The following is a 25,243-nucleotide window of genomic DNA, read 5'->3' as shown; positions in this document are numbered from 1 at the left end:
CGCACCGGCCCGCCCCTCTAGGGTGAGGACATGATCAAAGATGCTTATCTTTCCGATCTGTTCTCCCTGGAGGGGCGGGTCGCGTTCGTGACGGGCGGCAGTTCCGGGATCGGGCGGGCCGTCGCGGGGGCGCTGGCCCGCGCCGGTGCGCGGGTGGTGGTGATCGCCCGCCGGGAGGCCGAGCTGGCCGCGACGGTGGCGGAGCTGACCGATGACGGCTGCCGGGCGGCCTGGGTGAGCGCGGACCTCGGCACCCGGGAGGGCGTGCGCAAGGCGTCCGAGGAGGCGGTGGCGAAGTTCGGCGAGCCGGACATCCTCGTCAACGCGGCCGGGGTGAACCTGCGGCCGCCGATGGACGAGCTCAGCGACGAGGTGTGGGACACCACCATGGCGGTGAACCTGGAGGCGCCCTTCCGGCTCGGGCGGCGCTTCGGTCCGGGCATGGCCGAGCGGGGCTACGGCCGGATCATCCACATCACCTCCCAGCAGGCGCACCGGGCGTTCGTGCAGAGCGGCGCCTACGGGGTGTCCAAGGGCGGCCTGGAGTCGCTGGCCCGCTCCCAGGCGGAGGCATGGTCCCCGCACGGCGTCACCTGCAACACCCTCGTGCCGGGCTTCGTCATGACGCCGCTCAACGCCCGGCTGTCCGCCGACCCCGCCAAGGTCGCCGAGCTGGCCGCCCGCACGATGATCGGCCGCAACGGCCTGGCCGAGGACTTCGCGGGCGCCGCCGTCTTCCTGGCGAGCCGCGCCTCCGCCTACATCACGGGACAGTCGATCTTCGTCGACGGAGGACTGTCGGTGCACTGAGGGGCGCGGCCCGCGCGCGGGCGCGGGAGCCGGCCGCGGGGTGCGGGGTGCGTCCGGAGCCGGCCCGGCTGGAGGCCGGCTCGGCAGCTGACCCCGCACTCCGTCCGCGAAACGAGCGGCGGTCCGGCCTCCCGCCCCCGCGGAAACCGGACCACCATGCCTCGGCGGCACCGAGCGGTCAGCGCCGCCCTCACACAGAACAGTCAGTGCTTGAAGGTGTCCTTGGCCTTCTCCTTGGCCTGCCGGGCGTCGCCCTTCATCTGCTCCAGGTCACCCTCCGCGGCCAGCCTGTCGTCGCCCGTCGCGCGGCCCATCATCTCCTTGGCCTTGCCCTTGGCCTGTTCCTTCTTGGCCTTGGCCTTCTGATTCCGTGCCACAACACATCACCTCACGCGGCCGTGGGACATACCTGCGTCCACCGGGTGGCCCGGCCGACGGGCCCTAAACGCCGAGGTCCCTCGGCTCCAGGGGGCGGACGGCGGGCCCCTGGAGGACGTTGCCGTCCACGTCGAAGCGGGAACCGTGGCAGGGGCACTCCCAGGTGCGCTCGGCGGCGTTGAACGCCACCAGGCAGCCCATATGGGTGCAGCGCGCCGACACCGCGTGCAGCTGCCCGTCGTCGTCGCGGTGCACCGCGCAGCGCCGCCCGTCCACGGTGAGCACCGCGCCCTCGCCCGGAGCCAGACCGTCGGCCGGGGGACGGGCCGGGGCGAGCAGCCGGTCGCCGACGAAGTGCCGGGCCACCTGCGCCTGGTGCTTCAGGAAGTGCCCGCCCTCGCGGACGACCGGCCGGATGCGGCGCGGGTCGTACAGGTCGCTCCACGGGCACGGGGTGCCGGTGATCAGGTCGGCGAGCAGCCGGCCGGCCATGATCCCGCCGCTCATGCCCCAGCCGCCGAACCCGGTGGCCACATGGACGTGCCGGCTCGCCGGGTGCAGCGGCCCGACCAGCGGCACGGTGTCGGTGGAGTCGTTGTCCTGCGCGGCCCAGCGATGGCTGAGGCGGTCCACCCCGAAGCGGTCCGCCGCCCACGCGCCCAGCTCGCCGAACCGCGCCTCGACGTCTCCGCCCGTGCCGGGCGTGAAGTGCTCCCCGGTGACGATCAGCAGCCGGCCTCCGTCGGGCAGGGGCGCCGTGCGGGCGGAGCGGGTGCTGCCCTCGGGCGTGATGTACATGCCGTCCGGCGCGCGGGCGGCGTCCACGGGACCCGCGACGACCAGTTCCCGGCGCGGCGAGAGGCGGGTGAACAGCAGCGCGCGGTCGAACACGGGGTAGTGGGTGGCGACCACGACAGCCCGCGCGGACACCCGTACGCCCGCCTCGGTCGTCAACACGCACGGCTCGCCCTCGCGCAGCCCCACGACGCGCGTATGTTCGTACAGGCGGCCGCCCGCCCCGCGGATCGCGTCGGCCAGGGCCATCAGGTACTTGCGCGGGTGGAACTGGGCCTGGCCCGTCACCCGGACCGCGCCCGCGACCGGGAACGGCAGCCCGGTCTCGGTCACGAAGGAGGCCGGCAGCCCTGCCTCACGGGCGGCCTCGGCCTCGGCGCGCAGCTCGGGGAGGCGGTCGGCCTCCTCGGTGTAGGTGAAGGCCGGCGCCTCCTCCCAGTCGCAGTCGATGCCCCGTTCGGCGACGAGGTCGGCGGCGGCGCGGATCGCCTCGCTCTGCGAGCGCGCGTACAGGCGGGCCGCCTCCCGGCCGCGGGTGCGCCGCAGACGGTCGTAGACGAGGGTGTGCAGCGCGCTGAGCTTGGCGGTGGTGTTGCCGGTGACTCCGGCGGCGAGGCGGTCGGCCTCCAGGACGGCGACGCCGTGGCCGCGCCGGGTGAGTTCCCAGGCCGTGCTCAGGCCGGCGATCCCGGCGCCGACGACGGCCACGTCCACCGTGAGGTCGCCGTCGGGGCCGGGGGCCGGCTCGCCGGGAGGGATCGTGTCGAGCCAGTACGACCGGTGCGTGAGCGCCTGTTGATGCATGGGCGCCGGGTTCCCCCCGCGGCCCGGGGTCACACCCTTGAGGCGTACAGCCGCCGCAGCGGCTCGGCGGACTCGGCGCCGGAGTGGCCGAAGGGCGCGTCGAAGCTCCACACGAGGAAGAGCAGGAAGACGACCAGCGCGCTAAAGGCGGTGGCGAGCAGCAGCTCGCGCGCGGAGCGGCGGATCTGGAGGGCGAACAGCAGCCCGAGGGTGACGAACCCGCCGGCGACGAGGCCGAACCAGACCACGCCCGGCAGGGTGGTGCCGGCGCTGTCCAGCCGCTCGTGGCGGGCGACGTCGGCGGCGGCCACCTCGTCGAGGAGCGGCTGGTACGCCTGGGCCTGGAGCTCGTCGGCCGGGGTCCGGTGAGCGATGTCGGCGCGGATCCGGCCGAGCAGTTCGGCGCCGGTCGGGCCGGGCTCGCCGTCCCGTGCCATCGCGGGCCACTCGGCGGTGACGGCGTGCTGCGCGTAGGCGTCGATGTGCTCGCGCACCCGGTCGCGGAAGGCCGCCGGGTAGACGTCCACCCGCTGGTCGATCTCGTGCAGGGCGAGGGCCTCGCGGCGCACGGTGTCCTCCGCCGCGCCGCGCGCCTCCCACACCCCGGCGATCGCCAGGCCCAGGACGATCGCGTAGACCACGCCGACCATCATCACCATGTACTCCAGCACGTCCGGCGTCTCGGACGTGTCCTCCTCGCCGTCGACTCTGCGGTGGCGGACGACGGTCGCGACGACGACGAGGGCGCAGACCAGGACGGCGGCCAGGGTGTAGATCAGCCATTCCGGCACGGTGGGAACTCCAGGGAGGTGGGATGGGTGGTGTCCAACGGGGTGGTCGGGATGCGGGGCGCGCGGTTTCCGCGGCGGGACCGGGGGCCGGCGCTGTGCGGTCAGGTGCTGCGGCGGCGGGAGCCGGGACGCAGGGCGGCGGCGGCCAGGATGGCGGGGGTGGTCACCACCGAGGTGGTCGTGACCAGAGAGAGGCCGCCGGCCGTCTTCCGTGCGGTGGGGGCCGGGGTGTGGTGCCGCGGCACATCGCGGAAGGGGTCGGGGGCGGGAGCGGCCGGTGCCGGGGGCGCGGGCGGGCGGGGGTGTGCCGCCGGGGCGGGAGGGGCCGTGCGGCCGGGGTTCCGGGGGCGTTCCGGCGGGAGGGGCGCGGGGGTGTGCCGCGCCTGCGGGGCGGGGGCCTGGGCGCGGCCGGGGGCCGGTCCGGACGGGTGCGCCGCGGGGGCCTCGGCGGGGGCCGGCCCAGGGGCAGGGGCAGGGGCCGGGCGGGGTGCCCCTGCGGCCCGGCCGGGTGCCGTGGAGGGCGTACGAGGTGCCGCGGGGGGCGTGCCAGGTGCCGTGGGCGCCTCGGGGGCCTCCGTGTCGAGGACGCAGACGCCCACCCGTACGTGCGCGACGGCCTCACCGGCCTGCGCCGGCCCGTTCGCGGCGGCGGGCAGCGGGACGAGCGCCGCGGCGCCCAGGCCGACGGTGATCCAGCAGCTCACCGGCCGTTCCCCTTTCGCAGACGATCTGTCGCGCTGCAAGAACGATCTTCCTCAGGGACGGTCACGGGTCGTCTCCGTGCGCAGGACGTCCATGCCACGCCCAGGACGTCATGACCACCCCTTGCGCCTCCGCACGCGTCCGCCTCGCCGCCGGTGACCGGGCGCAAGACGCTGCGCCCGCGGGAGCGGGCCTGCCCCGCGTGATCCGCGGCAGCCGAGCGCGGACGCGGCTTGCTCGACCATCGTCGCGGTCGCGAACGGAACGGTGCCCCGTGAGCGGCGCGGTGACCGTACGGCGCCAGGGGGGCCGGACGGCCACGCCGCTCGTCGACGGATGGGTCCCCTGCGCAGCAGCAGGCCCGGAAGGCGTGCCGAGGGTCCTGCTGGACGAGTGTGCGAAGGTCGACGACATGGCGGGCGCCGGTTCCTGGCCCGGAATGCGAACGGTGCGAGCGCGAACATCCGCCTCGCCGCCGACGGCACGGCTACGACTCCGCGGCCCGAATCGAGATCCACTCACGTCGCCCCCCTGGCCCCGACGGCGCCCCAAGGCCAGGTTTGAGGATCCATAAACCTGGCTTATGAGCCCATAGACCGGACCCCGGTACCGACTTAGGCTTGCCTTAGCTTAGGGTTCCCTTCGAAGATCGCCTGTCATCGCTCGAAGGGAACTGATCATGTCCCGCCCCCTGCGGGTTGCCATCGTCGGAGCCGGTCCCGCCGGCATCTACGCCGCCGACGCCCTGCTGAAGTCCGACGTGGCCGCCGAACCCGGCGTGTCCATCGACATCTTCGAGCGCATGCCCGCCCCGTTCGGACTCATCCGCTACGGCGTGGCCCCCGACCACCCCCGCATCAAGGGCATCATCACGGCCCTGCACCAGGTGCTCGACAAGCCGCAGGTCCGCCTGTTCGGCAACATCGACTACGGCACCGACATCCACCTCGACGACCTGCGCGCCTTCTACGACGGGATCATCTTCTCGACCGGCGCCATGGCCGACCGCGAGCTGAAGATCCCGGGCGTGGAGCTGGACGGCTCCTACGGCGCCGCCGACTTCGCCTCCTGGTACGACGGCCACCCGGACGTGCCGCGCACCTGGCCGCTGGAGGCGGAGAAGGTCGCGGTGCTGGGCGTCGGCAACGTGGCCCTCGACATCTCCCGGATCCTCGCGAAGACGGCGGACGAGCTGCTGCCCACCGAGATCCCGCCGAACGTCTACGAGGGCCTGAAGCAGAACAAGGCCGTCGAGATCCACGTCTTCGGCCGACGGGGCCCGGCGCAGGCGAAGTTCAGCCCGATGGAGCTGCGCGAGCTGGACCACTCCCCCAGCATCGAGGTCATCGTCAACCCCGAGGACATCGACTACGACGAGGGCTCGATCGCCGAGCGGCGGGGCAACAAGCAGGTCGACATGGTCGCCAAGACCCTGGAGAACTGGGCGATCCGCGATGTCGGCGACCGCCCGCACAAGCTCTACCTGCACTTCTTCGAGTCGCCCGTGGAGATCCTGGGCGAGGACGGCAAGGTCGTCGGCCTGCGCACCGAGCGCACCGAGCTGGACGGCACCGGCAACGTCAAGGGCACCGGCCGGTTCACCGACTGGGACGTCAGCGCCGTCTACCGCGCGGTGGGCTACCTCTCGGACAAGCTCCCCAAGCTCCCCTGGGACATCGAGTCGGGCACCGTCCCGGACCAGGGCGGCCGGGTCATCGAGGAGGGCGGCGACCACCTCCAGTCCGTGTACGTCACCGGCTGGATCCGGCGTGGTCCGGTGGGCCTCATCGGCCACACCAAGGGCGACGCCAACGAGACGGTGGCGAACCTGCTGGACGACTTCGCCAACGAGCGTCTGCACACGCCCCAGTCGCCCACCCCGGAGGCCGTGGACGCGTTCCTGGCCGAGCGGAACCTGCGCTTCACCACGTGGGAGGGCTGGTACAAGCTCGACGCCGCCGAGAAGGCGCTGGGCGAGCCGCAGGGCCGCGAGCGCGTGAAGATCGTCGAGCGCGAGGACATGCTGCGGGCCAGCGGCGCGTAAGCGGCCGGACCGTGCGGACAGGGCCCGCCCCGAAGCGGATGGCGGGCGGGCCCTGTCCGCCCCCCGGATTGTCGCCGCCGCACCGCGCTCCGGGACAGGAGTGAACGGAGCGGCGTCGGGTGTGCGGCGCACACCCCACGCGCGGCGCGCACACTCCTCGCGCGGCGCGCACACTCCTCGCGCGGCGCGCACACCCCCGTGCGCCGACGACAGGCACCCCCGGTGATCGTCCCCGTCCGCCGACGGGGATACTTGCCGGTGGACCACGCCCCCTTCCCCCGATGGACCGATGCCGAGCTCCTCGACCGCCCGCCCGATGACCCCTCCCACGGTGTGGCTGGCCCGCGGCCGCCATGTCGGACCCGGCGCGGAAGGCGCCGTACGCGCGCGGCTGCGGCTGCTCAAGGACGCGGGGACGCTCGACGACCACCTGGAGGTGCCCGCCGCCGAGGGCGCCCAGGAGCAGGTGTTCGAGGCGCGCTGGCGGCCCGAGGGCGAGGTGACCGTACGCGCCCGGCTGACGCTCTCCCCCGGCCCGGACGGGGACCGGGTGTGGACGCTGGCCGCCGAGGCGGAACGGGCCTGGGATCTGACCTGGCCCTCGCCCGCCGAGATGTTCTGGCCGCAGGACACCGAGTCCGAGTGGGCGCAGGACAGCGACGCGGGGCTGTCCTTCACGGGCCTCAATCCGCTGCCCGAGGACGAGAAGGACCTGCGGCGGGTGCTCAAGGGCGCGGCGCACGGCGGCTGGGCGGTCCATGTCGTCATCCATGAGGCCATGACGCCCGACGACCGCGGCCGGGTGCCGCTGGCCGAGTGGCTGCCGGCGGGACTGCGGCACCGGGTCGTGGAGCACCGCGCGGCGCCGCAGCAGCTGAACGCGGTGAACTACGCCCTGAAGGACCTCGGTCTGCGGGTGCCGCGCGGCGGAGCGCTGGTGCTGCCCGGCGAGCCCGCGCCGCCCGCGTACGACGCCGGGGAGTTCTCGGTGCGCAGCGTCTTCCTCGACGGTTCCGAACCGGCCGAGCTCATCGCGGCGGTCACGCGTTTCGCCGCCCTGCCCCGGCCGGCGGCCGAGGACGCCGAGGCGGCGCTCACCGCGCTGCGGGAGGACTGGCGGCTGCTGACCCTGGAGGAGGAGCTCGCCCGGGCCCGCGAGCTCGTCGCCATGTACGCCGAGGCGCTGGAGGCGATGACCAAGTCCCGCGACCTGTACCGGGAGGCCGCCGAGCAGGCCCATGAGGCGCTGGCCGCCTACCGGGAGACGGCGGGGCTCGCACCGGCCGAACCGCCCACGCCCGCCTCGCCGTTGCGGCATCTGACGCGCACCCTGGAGCGCCTGCGGGGCTCCTCCCGCGGCCGGGGCGCCGACCGGGCGGCCGAGGACTCCGACGCGCCCGCCGCGGGCTGAACAAGGGGCGTACAGGCGCACACCGTACCCCCCACGGGTGTGGCGGCCCTCACGCGCGGCAATACAGCGGCCGAAGGGGGGAATTCTGTAGGAGCGCGTGCGCACTGTACGAACGGGGCGCACAGGCGCGGCACGCGCTCCAGGCCGTCACACGCTCGCATCGCACTCAGGAGGGCTCCGTGGACTCGACCACCCTCGCGCTCGCCGTCGTCACCGCGGTGCCCGAGGCCGGTACCGCCTGAGGGGAACCACCGCACCGCACGGCGCCGTCCGGACCAGAGGCGGCTCCGTACGCCGGCTCCGCACGCACGCCTCTCTCACGAACAGTCAACCGACGGACGGCTTCACCCGTCTCAGGTTCAGAGCGACCTCACGCCCGTGCCTCACGGAGCGTGACGAAACCATTCACTCGTTCGAATCGTATAAGGAATGGAAGCCCTGCAAGATCGACGGGGCGAAGCAAGACAGCGGCCTGTGCCGGGACTTGTCCGGGGCAGCACCGACGAGGGAGAGACCATGCAACCGTTCGCGCTCAACTATGCACGCCCGGCAGTGGAGTTGGACGTCACCGCTGCGTACACCTATGACTCCGGACTGCAGTTGAACGTGCTCCTCGACGGCCGGATCGCCGCCACCGATCTCGCCCTGTTGAGAGAGTTGGGGACCACGACGTCGACCGCGGGCTCCAAGACGCACTTCGACGACTGAACACGGAACGTCGATGACCGTTCTGATCCTGACATCGGAGCAGGATGTGACGGCGGACATGGTGGTCGTCCATCTGCACGCCGCCGGCGTACCGGTCCTGCGGCTCGACCCGGCCGATCTGACCGGCCAGGTCGCGCTGTCGGCCGAGTACGTCCACGGCGGCTTCCGCGGCCATCTGTGGTCCGCGGGACGCCTGGTGGGCATCGACGGGCTGCGGTCCGTCTGGGTGCGCCGGCCGGGGGTGCCGGCGGCTCGGGTGGCCGAACCGTCCGAGTGGCTCACCGAGGAGTCCGAACAGGCGCTCTACGGGATGCTGCGCGGCAGCGGCGCACGCTGGATGAACCACCCGGACGCGGCCCGCAGGGCCCGGTACAAGCCCTGGCAGCTTCGGCTCGCCCAGGGCACGGGGCTGCCGGTGCCGGCCACGCTGATCACCACGTTCCCGCAGGCCGCCCGGGACTTCGCCGAGCGCTTCCCGGACCTGGTCGTGAAGCCGGTGTCCGGGGCGCATCCGCAGGAGCCGCCGCGCGCGGTGCCGACCAGCCGGGTGGCGCCGGGCACCGACTTCGCGGCGGTGGCCTACGGGCCGACGCTGCTGCAACGGCGGATCGCCAAGCGGGCGGACATCCGGCTCACCGCGGTGGGTGAGCGGCTGATGGCCGCGCGCAAGGCGGCCGCGGACACCGACGATGTGGATGTGCGATTCGTCACATCCGGGGAGCCCTGGCGGCCGGTCGACGTGCCGCCGCGGATCGCGGAGTCCGTGCGCGCGTATCTGCGCGAGGCGGAACTGGCCTACGGCGCCTTCGACTTCGTCGAGGACGCCGACGGCACGTGGTGGTTCCTGGAGTGCAACCAGTCGGGCCAGTTCGGCTTCATCGAGGTGGAGACCGGGCAGCCCATCGCCCGCACCATCGCCGAGTGGCTGGGCACCAAGCCGCCCACCCTGCCCCGCCAGCGGGGCCGGGGCGGCACGAACGCGGCGGTGCCCTGACGCCGGCGCCCGCCGTCCCGGCCGCCCATCCCGGCCGGGCCGGGCCCACGGACGCCCGGCCGGGCGTGCTCCCCGGGAGCGCGCCCCGCGCACGGGACTCCGGCGGCGGGCACCCCGAGAAGAGGGAGGCGCCTGCCGCCCCACGGGACCCGCGACGCCCCGGCCTCCCCCGCCCTACGAGACCGCCTGCCCGCCGTGCAGCGCCGTGTACGCCCCTCCGCGGGCGAGGAGTTCCTCGTGGGTGCCGGTCTCCAGGATCCTCCCGTCGCCCATGACCACGATGCGGTCGGCGCTGCGGACGGTGGACAGCCGGTGGGCGACGACGAAGGTGGTGCGGCCGTGCAGCAGCCGCCCGAGGGCCTGCTGGACCAGCGCCTCGGACCGGGTGTCCAGGGCCGAGGTCGCCTCGTCCAGCACCAGGACCTTCGGGTCGCGGATCAGCGCCCGGGCGATGGCGAGGCGCTGTCGCTGCCCGCCGGACAGCCGGGCGCCGCGCTCGCCGACCAGGGTGTCCAGGCCCTGGGGCAGCCGGTCGACGAACTCCAGCGCGTTGGCGTCCCGCAGGGCCGCGCGGACCGTCTCCTCGTCGGCCTCGTCCATGCCGTAGGCGACGTTCTCCCGGATCGAGCCCTCGAAGAGGATGGACTCCTGCGGCACCACGGACAGAAAGCGCCGGTAGGTCCGCAGGTCGAGGGTGCTCATGTCGGTGCCGTCGAGCAGGATGCGCCCGGAGGTGGGCCGGATGAAGCCGATGACCAGGTTGAGCACCGTGGACTTGCCGGCTCCCGAGGCCCCGACCAGGGCGATCGTCTCCCCCGGCGCGACGGTGAGGTCGAAGTCCCGTACGGCGGCCCGGTCGGCGCCGTAGGCATAGGTGACGTGCTGGAAGGTCACCGCTCCCCGCAGCTCCCGGACCTCGGACTTGCCCTCGTTGTCCTCCAGTTCGGGCGCCTGGAGCACCTCGCCGACCGAACGCACCGACTCCAGGCCCTTGGTGATGACCGGGGCGAGGCCCGCGAGGGTGGTGGTGGCGTTGGTGAGCGTGGTGAGGAAGGCGCTGAGCATGACGACGTCACCGGGGGTGACACCCCAGACGCCGTAGTACGACACGAGCGCGGCGCCGGCCAGGACGGACACCCCGATGACGTTGAGGACCACCCAGGCCAGTGAGCCGAAGCGGCCGTTGAGCAGGTCCAGGCGCATCCCGGAGTGCAGCAGCCGGCGCAGGGTGCCGTCCATGCGGTGCAGCGCCTTGCCCTCCAGGCCGTGGGCGCGGGTGACCGGGATCAGCCGGGTCATCTCCGTGACACGGGAGGACAGGGTCTCCACCTCGTGCCGGAAGTGCTCGTTGTGGGTGCGCAGCCGGGCCCGCAGCCGGGCCACCAGCAGCGCGGCGGCGGGCACGACGACGAAGAAGACCGGCAGGAACTCCGGGGTGCGCACACCGATGATGATCATGCCGCCGGCGAGCACGGTGACCGCGCCGAGCCCCAGCTCGGAGGTCTGCTGCACCATCTGCTCGACGGCCTCGACATCCCGCACCACCTTGGCCTGGAGCACACCCGCGCTGACCCGCGCGTGGTAGCCGATGGACAGCTGCTGCATGCGGGTGCACAGCGCCGAGCGCAGACCGGTGCCCATGCGGCGGACGCTGCCGTAGAGCAGCCGGACGTAGAGCAGGTGCAGCGGGTAGTTGACCAGCAGGATGACCATGATGAGCCCGGTGCTGGTCCACAGCTCGGCGATCGGCCGGTGCTCCACGACCGTGTCGATGATGGACGCCGTGATCAGCGGCAGCAGCCAGATCGGGCTGTGCTTGACGGTGAAGACCCCGACCGCGGCGGCGAGCCGCCTGCGGTCGGGGCGGAAGAGGTAGACGAGGGTGCGGACGGGGTGTTCGTCCCGGTAGCGGTGATCGAGGGGTGGCTCGGTCGACGACGCCATAGGGCGTGGGTCCTCTCCAGCGTGCCGTACGGGGGGTGGCAAGCGCTTACTATCCCACTTCCCCGCCGGAGAGGACCCGCGCGTCCGCGGTCAGGAGGTACGCGACTGCAGGTACTCCTCCACGCCGGGCGCGGTGTGCGCGTCCTCGACGCCGACAAGGCCGCCGACCGCCTTCGCGTCCGGCTTGAGCACATAGGTCTTGACGCTCGCCGGCCGGTTCACGTCCGAGAAGTTCAGCACGGTGCCGAGCCCGGTGTCCGCGTTCTGCTGCGAGCGGTGCGCCTTGATGACGTCCTCGCGGGCGAGGCTGCCCGCGGCGCACGCCTTCTTCAGGTCGGCGCCGAGCAACTGCGCGGCGTTGTAGCCGGAGAGCACGCCCGAGTCGACCGGGGAGCCCGGGTACTTCTTCTCGTACGCCGCCACCATCTTGCGCACGCCGGGCAGGTCGGAGCTGGGCGCCGGGGCCGCGCTGACCACGTTCAGCAGGCCGGCCAGGGCCTTCGCGGCGGGCGTCTTCATCAACTGCGGGGCGAAACCGGGGGCGTTGCTGACGATCGGCACCATCAGCCCACGGGAGGCGGCCACTCCGGCGAGGGACGCGGTCTGGGCGGGCCCGGCGCTGATCAGGATCGCCTTCACACCGGCCTTGCGCAGCGCGGAGACCTGCGCGGACAGATCGGTGTCCGTCGCCTTGATCTTCTGGGCGACGACCTTCAGCCCGGCCCGCTCGGCCGCCCATTCGGAGCCCTCCAGCGCGTTGGCGCCGTAGTCGCCCTCGAAGTAGACGTGCCCGATGGAGTCGCCCTTCTTCAGGCCCTTGGTGCGGGTGAGGAAGTCGACCGCGGCGATCATGTCCAGGTCGTAGGTCGTCCCGACCACCTGCACGGACTCCTTGCCCAGCAGGGAGGCGGCCCATGCCTGCGGGAAGGTCAGCATCTTGTCGCGCTCCAGGTCGTCGAGCAGGGCGGCGACGACCGGGGAGCCGATGACCTGGGGCAGCGCGACGACGTCCGGGGAGATGTCGGCGTAGGCGGTGACCGCCTTCTGCACGTCGTAGCCGTGGTCCTCGACGACGATCTCGACCTTGCGGCCGCAGATGCCGCCGGCCGCGTTGGTCTCGTCGGCCCACATCTGCTGGGCCTGCACGATGGACTTGCCGAGGGTGGCGTACGGGCCGGTCAGATCCGTCAGCGCGCCGAGCTTGACGGTCTTGTCGGTGACGCCGGGCCCGGACTTGACGCCGTCGGCGCCGTTGCCCGCGTCGTCGTCGCCCGCCTTGGAGCTGCACGCGGTGGTGACGAGGAGCAGTGCCGCGAGGGCCGAGGTCAGCAGGAGGCGGCGGGGACGGAAGGGCATGACGTTCACGGGGTGTGCTCCTTGGCTCTTGCGGCGGTGGCGGAGGGGAGGGACGTCTCGGGTGGGGGTTCGGGGGTGCGGCGGCTGCGGACGCGGGCGCGCAGACGGCGGGCGAGGCCGTGCAGGCCGTCGGGGGCGTACAGCAGGATCACCACGATCGCGGCGCCGTAGAGGTAGCGGGCGGCCTCGGTCGGGCCGACCGAGCCGTCGCCGGAGCCGGGCGTGGCGACCAGCGGCAGATGGTCGGCGTAGCGGGTCATCAGCAGCGGCAGGGCGGTGACGAAGAAGGCGCCCGCGGTGGCGCCGGCCACCGAGCCCAGGCCGCCGATGACGATCATGGCGAGGTAGTCGACGGAGAGGGCGAGGCCGAAGTAGTCGGGCACGATCCGGCGGAAGCCGAGGGCGAGCAGCGCCCCGGCCAGGCCCGCGTACATCGAGGAGACCACGAAGGCCGCCGAGCGGTGCCGGGCCACGTGCACGCCCATCACCGCGGCCGCGGTCTCGCTGTCCCGCACCGCGGCCAGCGCCCGCCCCGGCCGGCCCCTGAGGATGCCGCGGGCGGTGAACCAGGTCAGCGCGAGCAGTGCGAGGCCCAGGTACCACAGCCGCTCCTCGGCGCCGAACGGCACGCCCAGCACGGTCAGTTCGGGGTCGCTGTCGGTGAATCCGAAGCCGCCGACCGTCAGCGGCGGCACCGAGCGGCCGTTGAAGCCGCCGGTGACGTCGTCCGCGGTGAGCAGCACATGGTGGCCGAGGAAGACCAGCGCGAGGGTGGCCACGCCCAGGTAGATGCCGCGCACCCGGCCGGCCACGGGGCTGAACAGACCGCCCGCGGCCCCGGCCAGCAGGACCGCCAGCACGAGCGCGAGCAGCGGCGGCAGGCCCGCACCCGGCTCCCCGGCGAGCCAGGCGTAGCCGTAGGCGCCGACGGCGAGGAAGAAGGCGTGGCCGAGGGAGAGCTGGCCCGCCGTGCCGGAGAGGAGGCCGAGGCCGACCGCGCCGATGGCGGCGGCCATGGCGAACAGGCCGACGCGCAGCCAGAAGGCGTCCACGTAGAACGGCAGGGCGCACAGCAGCAGTGCGGGCAGGACCTTGCGCAGGAGGTCAGACACGGGCCGCTCCCTTCGCGCCGAACAGCCCGGTGGGCCGCGCCAGAAGGACGAGCACCATCACGGCGTACGGGGCGACGTCGCCGAAGCCCTCGCCGAGGACGTGCAGTTCGGACTGGTAGCCCGCGACCAGCGACTCGGTGAGGCCGATGATCAGGCTGCCGGCGAGGGCGCCGGTCGGCGAGGCCATGCCGCCGAGGATCGCGGCCGGGAACGCCTTCAGGGCGATCTGGCCGGTGGTGCGCTCCAGTCCGGGCGCGGGGAACGCGGCGAGGAACACCGCGGCCAGCGCGGCCAGCGCGCCCGCCAGACACCAGGCGAGGGTGCGCACCCGCACCAGCTGTACGCCCATCAGCGCCGCCGCCTCTCGGTCCTCCGCCGAGGCCCGCAGGGACAGGCCCCAGGAGGTGTACCGGAACAGGGCGAACACCCCGCCGATGACGACGGCGGACACCGCGATCGCGGCGAGCCGGCTGTCGGCGACGGTGAGCGGCCCGAGCCGGGTGACGGAGTCGCCCCACGGGTCGCCGAGGGTCAGCAGATCGCCGCCGATGCGCCGGGACAGGTCGGTGAGCAGCACGATGTCGATGCCGATGGTGGCGATCGTCTGCACATGCGCGGCGTGCGGGTCGTGCCCTCCGGCGCGCTGGAGCAGCCGGTCCAGCGCGCCCGCCACGAGCGCCGTCACCAGCACGGCCAGCGCTAGGGCGCCGGCGAACCCGAGATCGTCGTGGAACACGGCGACGAGGTAGCCGCCGAGCAGCAGCAGCGAGCCGTGGGTGAAGCTGAGCACTCCGGACGCCTTGAAGATGACGACGAAGCCGAGGGCGACGAGCGCGTACACCGAGCCCAGGGCGAGTCCGCCGAGGACATGGTCGAGGAAGTCGTTCATGCCGCGTCCTCCTCCGGCTCGCCCAGGTAGGCCCGCAGCACCTCGGGGTCGCGCCGGACCTCGTCGGGTGTGCCGTGGGCGATGACCCGGCCGAAGTCGAGCACGGTGACCTCGTCGGCCAGCCGCATCACCAGCCCCATGTCGTGCTCCACGAGCAGGACGGACAGGCCCAGTTGTTCCCGGACATCGCGTACGACCTCGGCGGTGCGGGCGCGTTCGGCGCCGTTCATGCCCGCCACGGGCTCGTCCAGCAGCAGCACACGGGGCTCCAGGCACAGGGCGCGGGCGAACTCGACCCGCTTGCGGTCGCCGTAGGACAGCCCGGCGACGGGAGCGTCGAACAGGTCGCCGAGTCCGACGAGTTCGGCGATCTCCCGGGCCCGCGCCAGATGCTCGCGCTGCTCCCGGCGGGCGCCGGGCAGGCGCAGGGCGCTGGCGGCGAATCCGGCGCGGGTGAGGGCGTGGCGGCCGAGCATCAGATTGTCGGCGACCGTGCCCTCGGTGGTGACGATGTTCTGGAAGGTACGGGCCACACCGAGCCCGGCGATGCGGTGCGGGGCCAGGCGGGTCAGTTCGGTGTCGCCGAGCCGGACCGCGCCGGAGGCGGGCCGGTACAGGCCCGACACGACGTTGAAGCAGGTGGACTTGCCGGCGCCGTTGGGGCCGATGACGGCGTGCACGGTGCCGGGGACGACGGTGAAGGACACGTCGTCGAGGGCGGTCAGTCCGGCGAACCGGACGGTGACGTCCCGCACTTCGAGGACGGGCGGGGTGGTGCGCTCGTTCACGCGGCCCCCTGGGCGTCGTCGGTGCTCTCCCCGAGGTAGAGGCGGCGCACCGCGTCGGTGCGGGCGAGTTCGCCGGCGGGCCCGGACAGCCGTACCTCGCCGACCTCCAGGACGTAGGCGTGGGTGGCGAGCGACAGGGCCATCCCGGCGTTCTGCTCGACCAGCAGCACGCCGGTGCCCTGGGCGTTGATCTCCCGGACCACTTCGGCGATGCGCTGCACCATGAGCGGGGCGAGTCCGAGCGAGGGCTCGTCGAGCAGCAGCAGCCGGGGCGCGGCCATCAGGGCGCGGCCGATGGCCAGCATCTGCTGCTCGCCGCCGGAGAGCAGGCCCGCGTGCTGCCGGGTGCGTTCGGCGAGCCGCGGGAACAGCGCGAACACCCGGTCGCGGGCCTCGCGGACCTGGTGCGGGGCGCGCCGGCCGAGGCCGAGGCCGCCGGTGCGCAGATTCTCGTCGACCGTGAGTCCGGCGAACACGCGCCTGCCCTCGGGTACTTGGACGACTCCGGCGCGTACCGCGGCGACGGGGTCGCGCCCGTCCAGTGCGGTGTCGCCGTACCGTATGCGACCGGCCGTGACCGCGCCGCGGTGCAGGCGCAGGGTGCCGGAGACCGCCCTGAGCAGGGTGGTCTTCCCGGCGCCGTTGGCGCCCAGCAGCGCCACCACGGCGCCGGGCGGCACGGTCAGGGACACGGAACGCAGTGCGGACAGGGCCCGGCCGTAGGCCACGTCGAGGTCCTCGACATGCAGCGCGGGCTCGTCGTCCGGTGGTGCTTCGGGCATCGCGGCTCCTCGGGTCCGTGCCGGGGAGAGGCACGGGTCTGCGGGAAGGGGAGCTCACGACAGCACGGCGGGGGGAAGCCGGTACAGAGCGATCTGCGGGTGGGCTGCGGGTAACCAAGGCGGAGGGGGCGCCGTTGTGCCGACGCCCAGACGGCTCAGTCGGTGTGCCGCAGCAGCCGCCGCGCCGTCAGCGCCAGGCTCACCTCGACCACGTCCGAGGGCCGTGCCAACGACCGCCCCGTGAGCTGCTCGAACCGCCGCATCCGGTTCAGCACGGTGTTGCGGTGGCAGTACAGCCGCTCCCCCGCCCGCTGCGCCGACCCGTCGCAGGCCAGCCACGCGGCGACGGTGTCCAGCAGCACCTCGCGATCGGCCGGGTCGATGGCCGACAGCGCCCCCAGCACCTGTTCGGCCAGGGCTCCGGCGAGGTCGGGACTGGACACGACGAGGGCCGCGGGCAGCTGCTCGGCGAGCCGCACCACCCCGCCCTGGGCGGCGCACAGACTCAGCGCGAGGTCGGCCTGTCCGCGGGCGTCCCCCACGGCGGCCAGCCCGTCGACGACCCCGCTGACACCGATCCGCCCGTCCGTCGGCGACAGCTGCGGAAGCTCACCCTCCGGCACCAGGACTATGCCGTAGTCCACCTCGACGCCGGTGTGCCAGTGCACGCGCACACCCGCAGCGAGCCCGGCGCCGGGTGCCCCGGATCCCCCGTCGACCGCCAGCACCACGTACCGCCCCTGCTCGGGCAGCCCCAGCGCCTCGGCGGTGTCGGGAAGATCGGCGATCCGGCTGGAGCCCTCCAGCAGCGCGGCGACCAGCACCCGCACCCGGTTCTCGCGCTGCCACGCCAGCTGCCGCTCGACCTGGCGGTAGGCGTCGGCGACGAGCGTGCAGTGCTCGTCGACGAAGTTCCAGATGTCGGAGGCCACATGGACGAGGAGCCGCACGTCCTCGGGCGCCGTGCGCTGGGTCTCCTCGACCAGCCGCTGCCACACCAGGGAGCCGCCGAGCCGGAAGGCGTGCAGCAGCGCATCCAGTGGAACGCCCTGTTCCGCGCGCGTGGCGCCGATCTTCCAGCTGCACCGGCGGGCGGCGTCCCGCGATCCGCGCGGGTCGAGCAGCGATCCGACGCTGTGCCGCAGCGAGCGGTGCATCTCCTGCCACACGGCGACGGGGTCGCCGGCCACGGCGGCCCGGTAGGAGGGTTCCTGGTCCTGGACGAGGGCCAGCAGGCGGTCGGTCAGTTCGGGCAGGTCCTCAAGGAGCACCCGCGCCGCCCGGTGCAGGACCGTGATGGCCTCGGCGTCGATCAGCGACCGGACGGGCCTCGTCCGAGGCTGCGGTACGACGGCCGGTACGGGGCGGTTGGGCGTTCGGTGCCGTAGGGCGCGTTGCATCACGGTCCTCCCCCAGGTGTGCGACCTGACTCATCCTGCCGGAAGGATGGCATACCGTCCGGTCGGTCCCTAGGGTTCGGGCGCCGGAATTCCGGACGGGCGCGGACCGGGCGTCCCGCGGTCACGGAGTCTGCGCCTGCTCGACCAGCCGCGCCAGCTCGACGCGGGAGCGCACACCGAGCGCCGCGAAGACGTTGCGCAGGTGGTAGTCGACGGTCCGCGTGCTCACCGAGAGGATCCGGGCGACCTCCCGGTTGGTGGCGCCGTCGGCGACATGGCGGGCGATCCGGCACTGCTGGGGCGTGAGCCGGGACAGCGCGCCCGAGGGCACGGCGTCGGGCGCCCCGCCCTGGGCCCGCAGCTCGCCGCGCGTCTGCTCGGCCCACACCCGCGCCCCGCAGCTCTCGAAGCCGACCAGCGCCGCCCCGAGCCGGTCACGGGCCTCGCGCAGCCGGCGCCGGCGCCGCAGCCACTTGCCGTACAGCAGCTCCGTACGGGCCCGTTCGAAGTCACCGGCCGTGCGCTCGTGCTGGTCGAGGGCGCGGGTGTACAGCTCGTCGGCGAGGTCCGGCGGGGCGAGCAGGGCACGGCAGCGCAGCAGCTGGGCGGGGGCCTGCGGATCGGCGCCGAACGCGGCCCAGGCGGCCAGGTCCTCCAGCGCGCCGCGCGCCTGTGCCGGGCGCCCGGCGAGCACGGCGGCCTCCACGAAGCAGGGCAGGGCGAGCATCCACACGGCGAAGTGGCCGCGCCGGGGGCCGGGGCGCACCAGCGGGCCGAGCCGGTCCGCCGCCTCCAGCGGGCGGCCCCGCCCGAGGTCCGCCCGGCCCGACGCCCACTGGGCCAGCGTGGCGGTCTGCGCCAGACCGTGCCGCCGTGCCGTCGCCAGCGCGGCCGCCGCGTGCCCGGCGACCGCGGCGGTCTCCCCCTCGATCGAGGCGGCCAGCGCCAGTACGGCGTGATGACCGGCCGCCGTGTTGCGCTGCCCCGCGCGCCGCGCCGCCCGCAGCCCCTCCTCCGCGTGGGCGCGGGCCTGCGGATGCCGTCCGCTGCGCAGCTCGGCGTAGGCCAGGAACTCCAGCGCCCGCGGTACGACGACCAGGTCGCCGTCGGCCGTCGCCACCGCCACCGCCCGCGCCGCCGCCCGCGAGGCCGCGGCCACGTCCCCGAGCACCAGCGCCGCCGCGGCCGCCCGCAGCAGCCCCTCCGCGTCCGCCCGCTCCCGCGCCCCCTCCACCACCCGCCGCAGCGGCCCCACGGCCCCCTCCCGCCGCCCCTCCAGCACGGCACGCAGCCCGAGACGGAAGAACCGGAGGTCGTCGGAAGCCCGCGGAACGGGCGGCACGCGTACCTCGCCCGCACGCCCCTCCTCCCGCCCCGACGGCCCTCGATGCCGTGTGTCCCGGTTGGCGGGATCGGCGGTCAGGATCTCCAGGCAGCTGTGCAGGTCGCCCGCCGCCCAGGCCGCGTCACCGGCGCGGGCGGAGGCGAGGGCGGCGAGGGTGGGGGCGGGGTCGGCGAGGAGGGTGGCCGCCGTGAGCAGGGACTCGCGGGCGGTGGTGAGGGGGCCGTCGAGCCACTGGACGGCCCCACGCAGCAGTTCGGCTCGCCCCCGCACCCCGTCGGGCACACCCTGGCGCGCGACCTCGCCGAGCAGCTCCAGCGCGCGGCCGGGCGACCCGGCACGCAGCGCCTCTTCCGCGGCCGCGGTACGGCAGCGCGCCCTGGTCGCCTCGTCGGCCGCCAGTTCCGCGGCGCGGGCGTGCGCCAGCGAGCGCAGCCGGTGCGGCACCGGCGTGCGGGGGTCGGCCGCGGCCCCGGTCAGCTCGGCCGCCAGCCCCGCGTCGGGACCGGCCGCCGCCCAGCCCCGGTGCAGCAGGGCCCGCAGCCGGTCGCCGTTCCCATCCAGCACCCGCGCCAGCGATCGGTGCGCGTCCCCGCGCGGACCCGGCGCCGCCGCCGCGTACACGGCCCTGCGCAGGACGGCGCCCACCAGGCGGAGCCTGCCGTCGACGAGCTGCGCCAGCCCGTCCGCGCAGGCCAGGGCCTCCTCGACGCGGCGCAGCCCGGCCGACGGCTCGCCCGGCGGTGCACCACCGTCACGCGGGGCGGCGAGGCCGCCGGCGGGACGCGGCCCGCCGCACCCAGCCGCCCGCACACCCTCGCCGGCACCGAGCCCTCCGCGCACCCCGCCCGCGGTGCTCCCCTCCAGCGCCGCCGACGCCTCCGCGACCAGCGTGGCGTCCACCTCCTCGCCCTCCGTGGCCCGCAGGGCCGCCGCCGTGACGAGGAGGAGGCGGGCCGCGTGCGGAGGAAGACCGTGGAGGCGGGGGCCTGCGACGGCGGCGAGGGTGGCGGGGTCGGCCAGGGGGCGGGGCAGCGGATGCCGGCCGCACAGTTCGCCGGGCGTCAGCCGGGCGGTCAGGGCGAGGAGCAGGGCGGGGTTCCCCTCGGACTCCTCCAGCAGGCGGTCCCGTACGGCCGGATCGACGGGCGCGTCGGCCACCTCGTCCAGCAGCGCGCTCCCGGCCGACGACGACAGCGGACGCAGCGGCAGCGCGGGCAGCCCGGCCAGCTCCCGCGGGGCGAACCCGGCGGCGGACAGCAGCAGCCCCACCCGCCCCGCCTCCGGCAGCCGCCGCGCGACCCGCGCCAGCGCCGCACGGGACGGCCCGTCCCACAGGTGGACGTCGTCGACGCACAGCAGCAGCGGCCCCCCGGCCGCAGCCCCCCGCAGCGCGGCCACCAGCACCCCGGCCCAGCCCTCGCCCCCCGTCACCCCGGCCCAGCCCTCGCCCCCCGTCACCCCGGCCCAGCCCTCGCCCCCCGCGGCCCCGAACGGCTCCCGAGCCCGCTCGTCCCCCGCCACCCCCCGCGGCCCCCACGCGTCGGTCACCGCCCGTGCGACGGCGCGCAGCCCCTCGTACGGGCGGCGCCCGCGCGCGTGATCGGCGCGGAGGCGGAGGACCGGACCGGCGGTGAAGGTGTGGGCCGCGTGGTCGAGGAGGGTCGTGCGGCCGATGCCCGGCTCGCCGGTCACGACGAGCGCGGCCGCGCGCTCGGGGAGCGAGGTGAGGGTCCGCAGGTGCGCCTCGCGTCCAGGGACGCTCGGGGTCGTCACGGTCGTCCGTCCGGTCATTCCTCGCAGGTTACGTGCGAGTAACCGCGCCCGGAAGCGGTAGGTCCGGACCGCTCGGCCCCGGTCACCCGCGCGACCTGCCCTTTCCCGCGACCGCCCGGACACGTCTGTGCCGGCGCCCAGCGCGGCGGCTCCGCGCCCGTGCGCCGGCACAGTGGTTGCGCACCGTCAGGAGGTGTGCGGGCAGTTCCCCCGGTACTCCTCGATCGTCAGGCTCGGGGAGGGCAGCGGGCACAGGAACTGCTCGTAGCGGGTGTCGTTGTCGATGAACCGCTTCAGCCACGAAATGCTGTACTTCGCGATCGTCGTGTTCGACGTGTTCGGCGCGAAGTGCGTGGCGTTGTTGAGCTCCAGGTAGGCCCGGTCCGTGCGGGACGGCAGGCTCGTGTAGAACGGCTCGGCGTGGCTGGAGACCGGTGCGATCGAGTCGCCGTCGGCGCCGACGATCAGCGTGGGCGTGGTGACCTCGGGCCAGGTCTTGTCGAGGTTCCACGGCGTCAGCGGGATCGCGGCCTGGAGCGAGGGACGCGACTTCGCGGCCTCCAGGCTGCCGCCGCCGCCCATGGAGTGGCCCATCACGCCGAGCCGGGTGGCGTCGACGCGCGAGCGCACGGAGCTGCGCTCGGTCAGGTAGTCCGGTGCGGCCAGGAGCTGACGGCCGCGGGAGTCGGGCTGGTCGAGGGTGGTGTTGGTGTCGATGGTGAACACCACGAAGCCCTGCGAGGCCAGCCGCGGGCCCAGCCAGGCGATCGAGGACTGGGTGCCGGTGTAGCCGGGCGAGATCGCGACCGCGCCGAAGGTGCCGTCGGCGGTGCTGGTCGGGTAGTAGATCGTGCCGCCGCCGAAGCCGGTCACCACGAGCGAGGACACCGACGTCTCGGACACCGCGTACGGGCCGCGCGACGCCTCGATGCTGGCGTGGGTCGGCGCGGGACCGCGCTCGTAGGGGTTGTCCGCGGCCTGCGCGCCGGGCCCGGCGAGGGTGCCGAGCCCGACGACGGCCGCCAGCGCCGCGACCGTACCGGCCAGGCGCCGGCCTCCGCGACGGGCGGCGCGGGCCGCGGCCGGCGCCTCGGGGGTGACAGGGGTGTGGGGATGCTGCTGCACGACGAGTCGTCCTCTCGGTCGTAGGGCGTCTGCGGCCCGCCGTCCGCCGGTGGGCGCGCGAGAGCCACTGTCGGCGCCCCCGCGCCCGTGGCCACCGGCTAAATCACCGGTCGTGCGTCGCTGCGCCCCTCGGACGCCCGTGCCAAAGGTCTGGGCCTGCGCCCGCAGCGTGTGGCACGCTCGGCTGCGGACCGGTGGCCCGGCCGCCGGTCGGGACGAGGTTCGGCACCGTGGAGAGGCGGCGGTATGCGCATCGGACTGCTCGGCACCGGCCCGTGGGCACGGATGGCCCACGCGCCCGCCCTGGAGGCCCACCCGGAGCTCGACTTCACCGGGGTGTGGGGACGGCGCCCGGACGCCGCCAAGGAGCTCGCGAGCCGCCACGGGGCACGGCCCTACGACGCTGTCGACGCCCTGCTCGACGAGGTGGACGCGGTCGCGGTGGCCCTGCCGCCGGGGGTGCAGGCCGATCTCGCGGTACGGGCGGCGCGGGCCGGCCGGCATCTGCTGCTCGACAAGCCGCTGGCGGCGACGGTCCCGCAGGCGCGGGCGGTGGCCGACGCGGTGCGCGAGGCACAGGTGGCGTCGGTCGTCTTCTTCACCACCCGGTTCCGGCCCGAGGCGGCCACCTGGATCGCCGAACAGGCCCTGGAGGAGGGGTGGTTCACCGCGCGGGCGCAGTGGCTCGGGTCGGTCTTCGGCGGCGGCGACAGCCCGTTCGCGCACTCGCCGTGGCGGCGGGAGAAGGGGGCGCTGTGGGACGTGGGCCCGCACGCCCTGTCCGTGCTGCTGCCGGTGCTGGGCGACGCGGTGCGGGTGGCGTCCGCCGCGCACGGGCCCGAGGACACCGCGCATCTCGTGATCGAGCACGAGAGCGGCGCCTTCAGCTCGCTCACGCTCAGCCTCACCGCCCCGCCCGCCGCGGCCGGCGCCGAGGTGGAACTGCGCGGCTCGGCCGGCGTGGCCCGCCTGCCCCACGGCGGCGACGGCCCGGTGGCGGCCCTCTCCCTCGCCGCCGACGCCCTCCTCACCGCGGCCCGCACCGGCCGCCCCCACCCCTGCGACGCGGCCTTCGGCCTCCGGGTCACGGAGATCCTCGCGGAGGCGGAAGCCCTGCTGACCGAGCAGGAGGGCTAGGCCCGTCCGCCGGGGGACACCGGCGCAAGCGGGACCCACGGGCCACGCCCCGGCCTTCCCCTGCCGCTCACGCATCCCCCGGCAGCAGGCGGCCCCCTCCGGAGCCCGGCGAAATCCGCTTGGGCAGCGGACGGGTTGCCCCTAGGGTGGCGCGGTGGCCACTCAGGTGATCTTTCTCAACGGCGGTTCCAGCTCCGGCAAGACGGGCATCGTGCGCTGTCTGCAGGCCGTCCTGCCCGAACCCTGGCTCGCGCTGAGCGTCGACACCTTCGTGGACGCCCTGCCCGCCGCCCTGCAGAACTCCGACGCCGGCCTCGACATCGCCGCCGACGGCACGGTCAGCGTCGGCGCCGACTTCATGACGCTGGAGGCGGCCTGGATGGAGGGCGTGGCCGCGATGGTCCGCGCGGGCGCACGCGTCATCCTCGACGACGTCTTCCTCGGTGGCGCCGACTCCCAGCGACGCTGGCAGAAGGCGCTGCACGGCCTGGACGTCCTGTGGGTCGGCGTGCGCTGCGCCCCCGAGATCGTCGCCGGCCGCGAGCTGGCCCGCGGCGACCGGGCCCCGGGCATGGCGGCGGGCCAGGCCGAGTCCGTGCACCGGGGCGTGGCCTACGACCTGGAGATCGACACCGCGCACACCGAGTCCCTGGAGTGCGCGCGAACGATCGCCGCCCGGATCCGCTGAGCACCGCGCAGGCGGATCCAGGGGTGCATGTCCCCGCGGGTCCGGGGAAGTCGCCCCGTGTCGAGTACGTATGTCCCCGCGTTCCGGATGCACACGGCGCGAAGGCGTTGAATGGTGTAAGTGGACCCGATGACATACGGGGCCGCGGCACACTCCCTGACCGGAGGAGCACAGATCATGTCTACTTCACAGCCCGAAGCTTCCCCGCCCGAGGCCACCTGGCGTCCGGACCGCGCCACTCCGGACGATCTCCTCCACACCCGCACCGGCGTCGATGTGTCGCCGGAAGACATCGTCCTGGCCTCGGGCAAGGACATCACTCCGCACAATCTGGAGTGGGCGAAGCGGAAGCTGGCGCAGGAGGGTCCCGCGGCCCTCGACAAGCTGCTGCCCTGACGTCACGCTGCCGCCCGACGGGGCGGCGGCGACGTACGGCCCCGTGGCTCCGGGCGGCGCCCCGCCGGCGCCGTCCGGAGCCGCGCGCCCCGCGGACGCCCTCAGGAGCTGAGCCTTTGGGCCAGCTTGTCCGCGAGCTTGTCGGCGAGCGCGTCGGCGAAACCGGGATGCGAGACGAGCCGGTCGGCCAGGGCCGCGACCTGCGCGTCCGTCAGTTCCACGGGCTGCAGCGCGGCGAGCTTCCGCTCCATGCGCCGCAGGATGATCTCCGCGTTGCGGGCGAACGTCTCCAACGAGATGTACGGGTTGTCGTCGGCCGTGGCCGGGTTGGGGTTGTCGATGATGCCGTCCTCGGTGAGGACCGCGACGGCGATCGCCCTCAGGTTGGCGCGGGTCAGGTCCATCGTCTCTCCCTTCGCTGCGGCGAGGATGGCGGCCATCGGAAAGGCACCCGGGTCGCCGTGGTCGTTCTCGGGGGCGTGCTGGTGTCCGCAGTGCCCCTTGAACGCGGTCCACTGGGCGCGGGACATGCGGACGCCGTTGGCGCCGTACGAACTCGGGTACGGCTTGAAGGTGAGCCCGCTGGTCAGCGGGACGCCGTGGCTCTGGTGCGCCCAGCGCGCGAACGCCCCGAGGTCCCGGATCACCCAGGACGGCAGGTTCGGCATGTACAGGTGGGGTGCGGTGCCCCAGCGCCGGTGGGTGGCCGGGTCACAGGTGCCGACGATCTCGACCTGGCACACGTTCAGGGTGTTGGTCTCCACGCCGCCCGGCTGGTTGCGCAGGGCACGCGAGGAGGTGTCGAAGTCGAAGTGCTGGTACCACCGCAGCCGCTTGGCACCGAAGTCGGGCTTCGCGGTGAGATTGGGGGCGGACGCGCCGCCGCCGTAGGAGGGGAGCGAGGTGCCTTCGGTGGAGTGCCACAGGATGACGTTGGTCTCCATCGGGGAGCCCGGATAGTCGTCCTGGTACCAGTAGGCGGTGGAGGCGCCGGGATAGCGCTGCGGTCCGGTCCTCACGCCGCACGCTCCGGCGAGGTCCGTACGCCGGGGGCCGGTCCTGGTGGGGTGG

General features: G+C 74.4%; 22 protein-coding genes. 8 read left to right on the top strand and 14 right to left on the bottom strand.

From position 1 onward, the window contains the following. Positions 1-30: 30 nt before the first annotated feature. Positions 31-810, top strand: coding sequence for an SDR family NAD(P)-dependent oxidoreductase (locus tag ACSU6M_RS30770; protein ID WP_437074126.1), 780 nt, complete (start codon positions 31-33; stop codon positions 808-810). A gap of 203 nt (positions 811-1,013) precedes the next feature. Here the strand turns inward: ACSU6M_RS30770 and ACSU6M_RS30765 are convergent, their stop codons facing one another. The 4 genes from ACSU6M_RS30765 to ACSU6M_RS30750 all read right to left on the bottom strand — a co-directional run bounded on the left by ACSU6M_RS30765 (position 1,014) and on the right by ACSU6M_RS30750 (position 4,282). Then, positions 1,014-1,187 (bottom strand): CsbD family protein, encoded by a 174-nt coding sequence (locus ACSU6M_RS30765; protein WP_437074125.1) that lies wholly within the window; start codon positions 1,185-1,187, stop codon positions 1,014-1,016. Between the two features lie 64 nt (positions 1,188-1,251). Continuing rightward, positions 1,252-2,787, bottom strand: a complete 1,536-nt coding sequence (locus ACSU6M_RS30760; RefSeq protein WP_437074123.1) for an FAD-dependent oxidoreductase — start codon at positions 2,785-2,787, stop codon at positions 1,252-1,254. Between the two features lie 29 nt (positions 2,788-2,816). Further along, a complete protein-coding gene (locus ACSU6M_RS30755) occupies positions 2,817-3,578 on the bottom strand; it encodes a hypothetical protein (protein WP_437074122.1) in 762 nt (253 codons plus the stop codon). 101 nt (positions 3,579-3,679) lie between these two features. After that, positions 3,680-4,282: a hypothetical protein gene (locus ACSU6M_RS30750; protein ID WP_437074121.1), complete on the bottom strand. Its 603-nt coding sequence runs from the start codon at positions 4,280-4,282 to the stop codon at positions 3,680-3,682. A 677-nt stretch (positions 4,283-4,959) separates the two neighbouring features. On the opposite strand from ACSU6M_RS30750, the gene ACSU6M_RS30745 reads away from it, so the two are divergent. From ACSU6M_RS30745 to tgmB, 4 genes are all read left to right on the top strand, one after another. Continuing rightward, positions 4,960-6,324, top strand: a complete 1,365-nt coding sequence (locus ACSU6M_RS30745; protein WP_437074120.1) for an FAD-dependent oxidoreductase — start codon at positions 4,960-4,962, stop codon at positions 6,322-6,324. Between the two features lie 289 nt (positions 6,325-6,613). Then, positions 6,614-7,735 carry a hypothetical protein gene (locus ACSU6M_RS30740; RefSeq protein WP_437074119.1) on the top strand — a complete coding sequence of 374 codons (1,122 nt, stop codon included), beginning with the start codon at positions 6,614-6,616 and terminating at the stop codon, positions 7,733-7,735. 516 nt (positions 7,736-8,251) lie between these two features. Then, a complete protein-coding gene (gene tgmA / locus ACSU6M_RS30735) occupies positions 8,252-8,443 on the top strand; it encodes a putative ATP-grasp-modified RiPP (protein WP_437074118.1) in 192 nt (63 codons plus the stop codon). Positions 8,444-8,456: 13 nt separating this feature from the next. Further along, positions 8,457-9,437 (top strand): ATP-grasp ribosomal peptide maturase, encoded by a 981-nt coding sequence (gene tgmB / locus ACSU6M_RS30730; RefSeq protein WP_437074116.1) that lies wholly within the window; start codon positions 8,457-8,459, stop codon positions 9,435-9,437. Positions 9,438-9,611: 174 nt separating this feature from the next. On the opposite strand, the gene ACSU6M_RS30725 is transcribed toward tgmB, so the two are convergent. The 9 genes from ACSU6M_RS30725 to bdeA form a co-directional block, all read right to left on the bottom strand. Then, the gene (locus ACSU6M_RS30725) at positions 9,612-11,381 is read right to left on the bottom strand and encodes an ABC transporter ATP-binding protein (protein ID WP_437074115.1); all 1,770 of its coding nucleotides are present in this window, start codon (positions 11,379-11,381) and stop codon (positions 9,612-9,614) included. 90 nt (positions 11,382-11,471) lie between these two features. Next, positions 11,472-12,737, bottom strand: coding sequence for an ABC transporter substrate-binding protein (locus tag ACSU6M_RS30720; protein ID WP_437075419.1), 1,266 nt, complete (start codon positions 12,735-12,737; stop codon positions 11,472-11,474). A 5-nt stretch (positions 12,738-12,742) separates the two neighbouring features. Beyond that, on the bottom strand, positions 12,743-13,849 hold the full coding sequence (locus ACSU6M_RS30715) for a branched-chain amino acid ABC transporter permease (protein ID WP_437074113.1): 1,107 nt from the start codon (positions 13,847-13,849) through the stop codon (positions 12,743-12,745). Further along, on the bottom strand, positions 13,842-14,738 hold the full coding sequence (locus tag ACSU6M_RS30710; protein WP_437074111.1) for a branched-chain amino acid ABC transporter permease: 897 nt from the start codon (positions 14,736-14,738) through the stop codon (positions 13,842-13,844). Before ACSU6M_RS30710 ends, ACSU6M_RS30715 begins: the two co-directional genes overlap by 8 nt. Continuing rightward, complete coding sequence (locus ACSU6M_RS30705) at positions 14,735-15,526, bottom strand: ABC transporter ATP-binding protein (RefSeq protein ID WP_437074109.1); 792 nt, start codon at positions 15,524-15,526, stop codon at positions 14,735-14,737. Before ACSU6M_RS30705 ends, ACSU6M_RS30710 begins: the two co-directional genes overlap by 4 nt. After that, positions 15,523-16,308, bottom strand: coding sequence for an ABC transporter ATP-binding protein (locus ACSU6M_RS30700; RefSeq protein WP_437074108.1), 786 nt, complete (start codon positions 16,306-16,308; stop codon positions 15,523-15,525). Before ACSU6M_RS30700 ends, ACSU6M_RS30705 begins: the two co-directional genes overlap by 4 nt. A gap of 155 nt (positions 16,309-16,463) precedes the next feature. Beyond that, on the bottom strand, positions 16,464-17,708 hold the full coding sequence (locus ACSU6M_RS30695; RefSeq protein WP_437074107.1) for a PucR family transcriptional regulator: 1,245 nt from the start codon (positions 17,706-17,708) through the stop codon (positions 16,464-16,466). 121 nt (positions 17,709-17,829) lie between these two features. Beyond that, positions 17,830-20,844 carry a LuxR C-terminal-related transcriptional regulator gene (locus tag ACSU6M_RS30690; RefSeq protein ID WP_437074106.1) on the bottom strand — a complete coding sequence of 1,005 codons (3,015 nt, stop codon included), beginning with the start codon at positions 20,842-20,844 and terminating at the stop codon, positions 17,830-17,832. A 168-nt stretch (positions 20,845-21,012) separates the two neighbouring features. Then, positions 21,013-21,951, bottom strand: a complete 939-nt coding sequence (gene bdeA, locus ACSU6M_RS30685) for a bis(hydroxyethyl) terephthalate hydrolase (RefSeq protein WP_437074104.1) — start codon at positions 21,949-21,951, stop codon at positions 21,013-21,015. Positions 21,952-22,197: 246 nt separating this feature from the next. Between bdeA and ACSU6M_RS30680 the strand changes: the two genes are divergently transcribed. The 3 genes from ACSU6M_RS30680 (at position 22,198) to ACSU6M_RS30670 (ending at position 24,172) form a co-directional block, all read left to right on the top strand. Then, positions 22,198-23,088: a Gfo/Idh/MocA family protein gene (locus ACSU6M_RS30680; protein WP_437074102.1), complete on the top strand. Its 891-nt coding sequence runs from the start codon at positions 22,198-22,200 to the stop codon at positions 23,086-23,088. Between the two features lie 154 nt (positions 23,089-23,242). Continuing rightward, entirely contained in the window at positions 23,243-23,776 is a 534-nt protein-coding gene (gene cpt / locus ACSU6M_RS30675) for a chloramphenicol phosphotransferase CPT (protein ID WP_437074101.1), read from the top strand. 177 nt (positions 23,777-23,953) lie between these two features. Further along, positions 23,954-24,172 (top strand): hypothetical protein, encoded by a 219-nt coding sequence (locus ACSU6M_RS30670; protein WP_437074100.1) that lies wholly within the window; start codon positions 23,954-23,956, stop codon positions 24,170-24,172. 101 nt (positions 24,173-24,273) lie between these two features. On the opposite strand, the gene ACSU6M_RS30665 is transcribed toward ACSU6M_RS30670, so the two are convergent. Next, a complete protein-coding gene (locus tag ACSU6M_RS30665) occupies positions 24,274-25,191 on the bottom strand; it encodes a hypothetical protein (RefSeq protein ID WP_437074098.1) in 918 nt (305 codons plus the stop codon). Between the last annotated feature and the right edge of the window lie 52 nt (positions 25,192-25,243).

It is taken from the genome of Streptomyces sp. enrichment culture (assembly GCF_964272895.1).
Lineage (GTDB): Bacteria > Actinomycetota > Actinomycetes > Streptomycetales > Streptomycetaceae > Streptomyces.
This window is presented reverse-complemented; position numbering and strand designations above follow the sequence as displayed.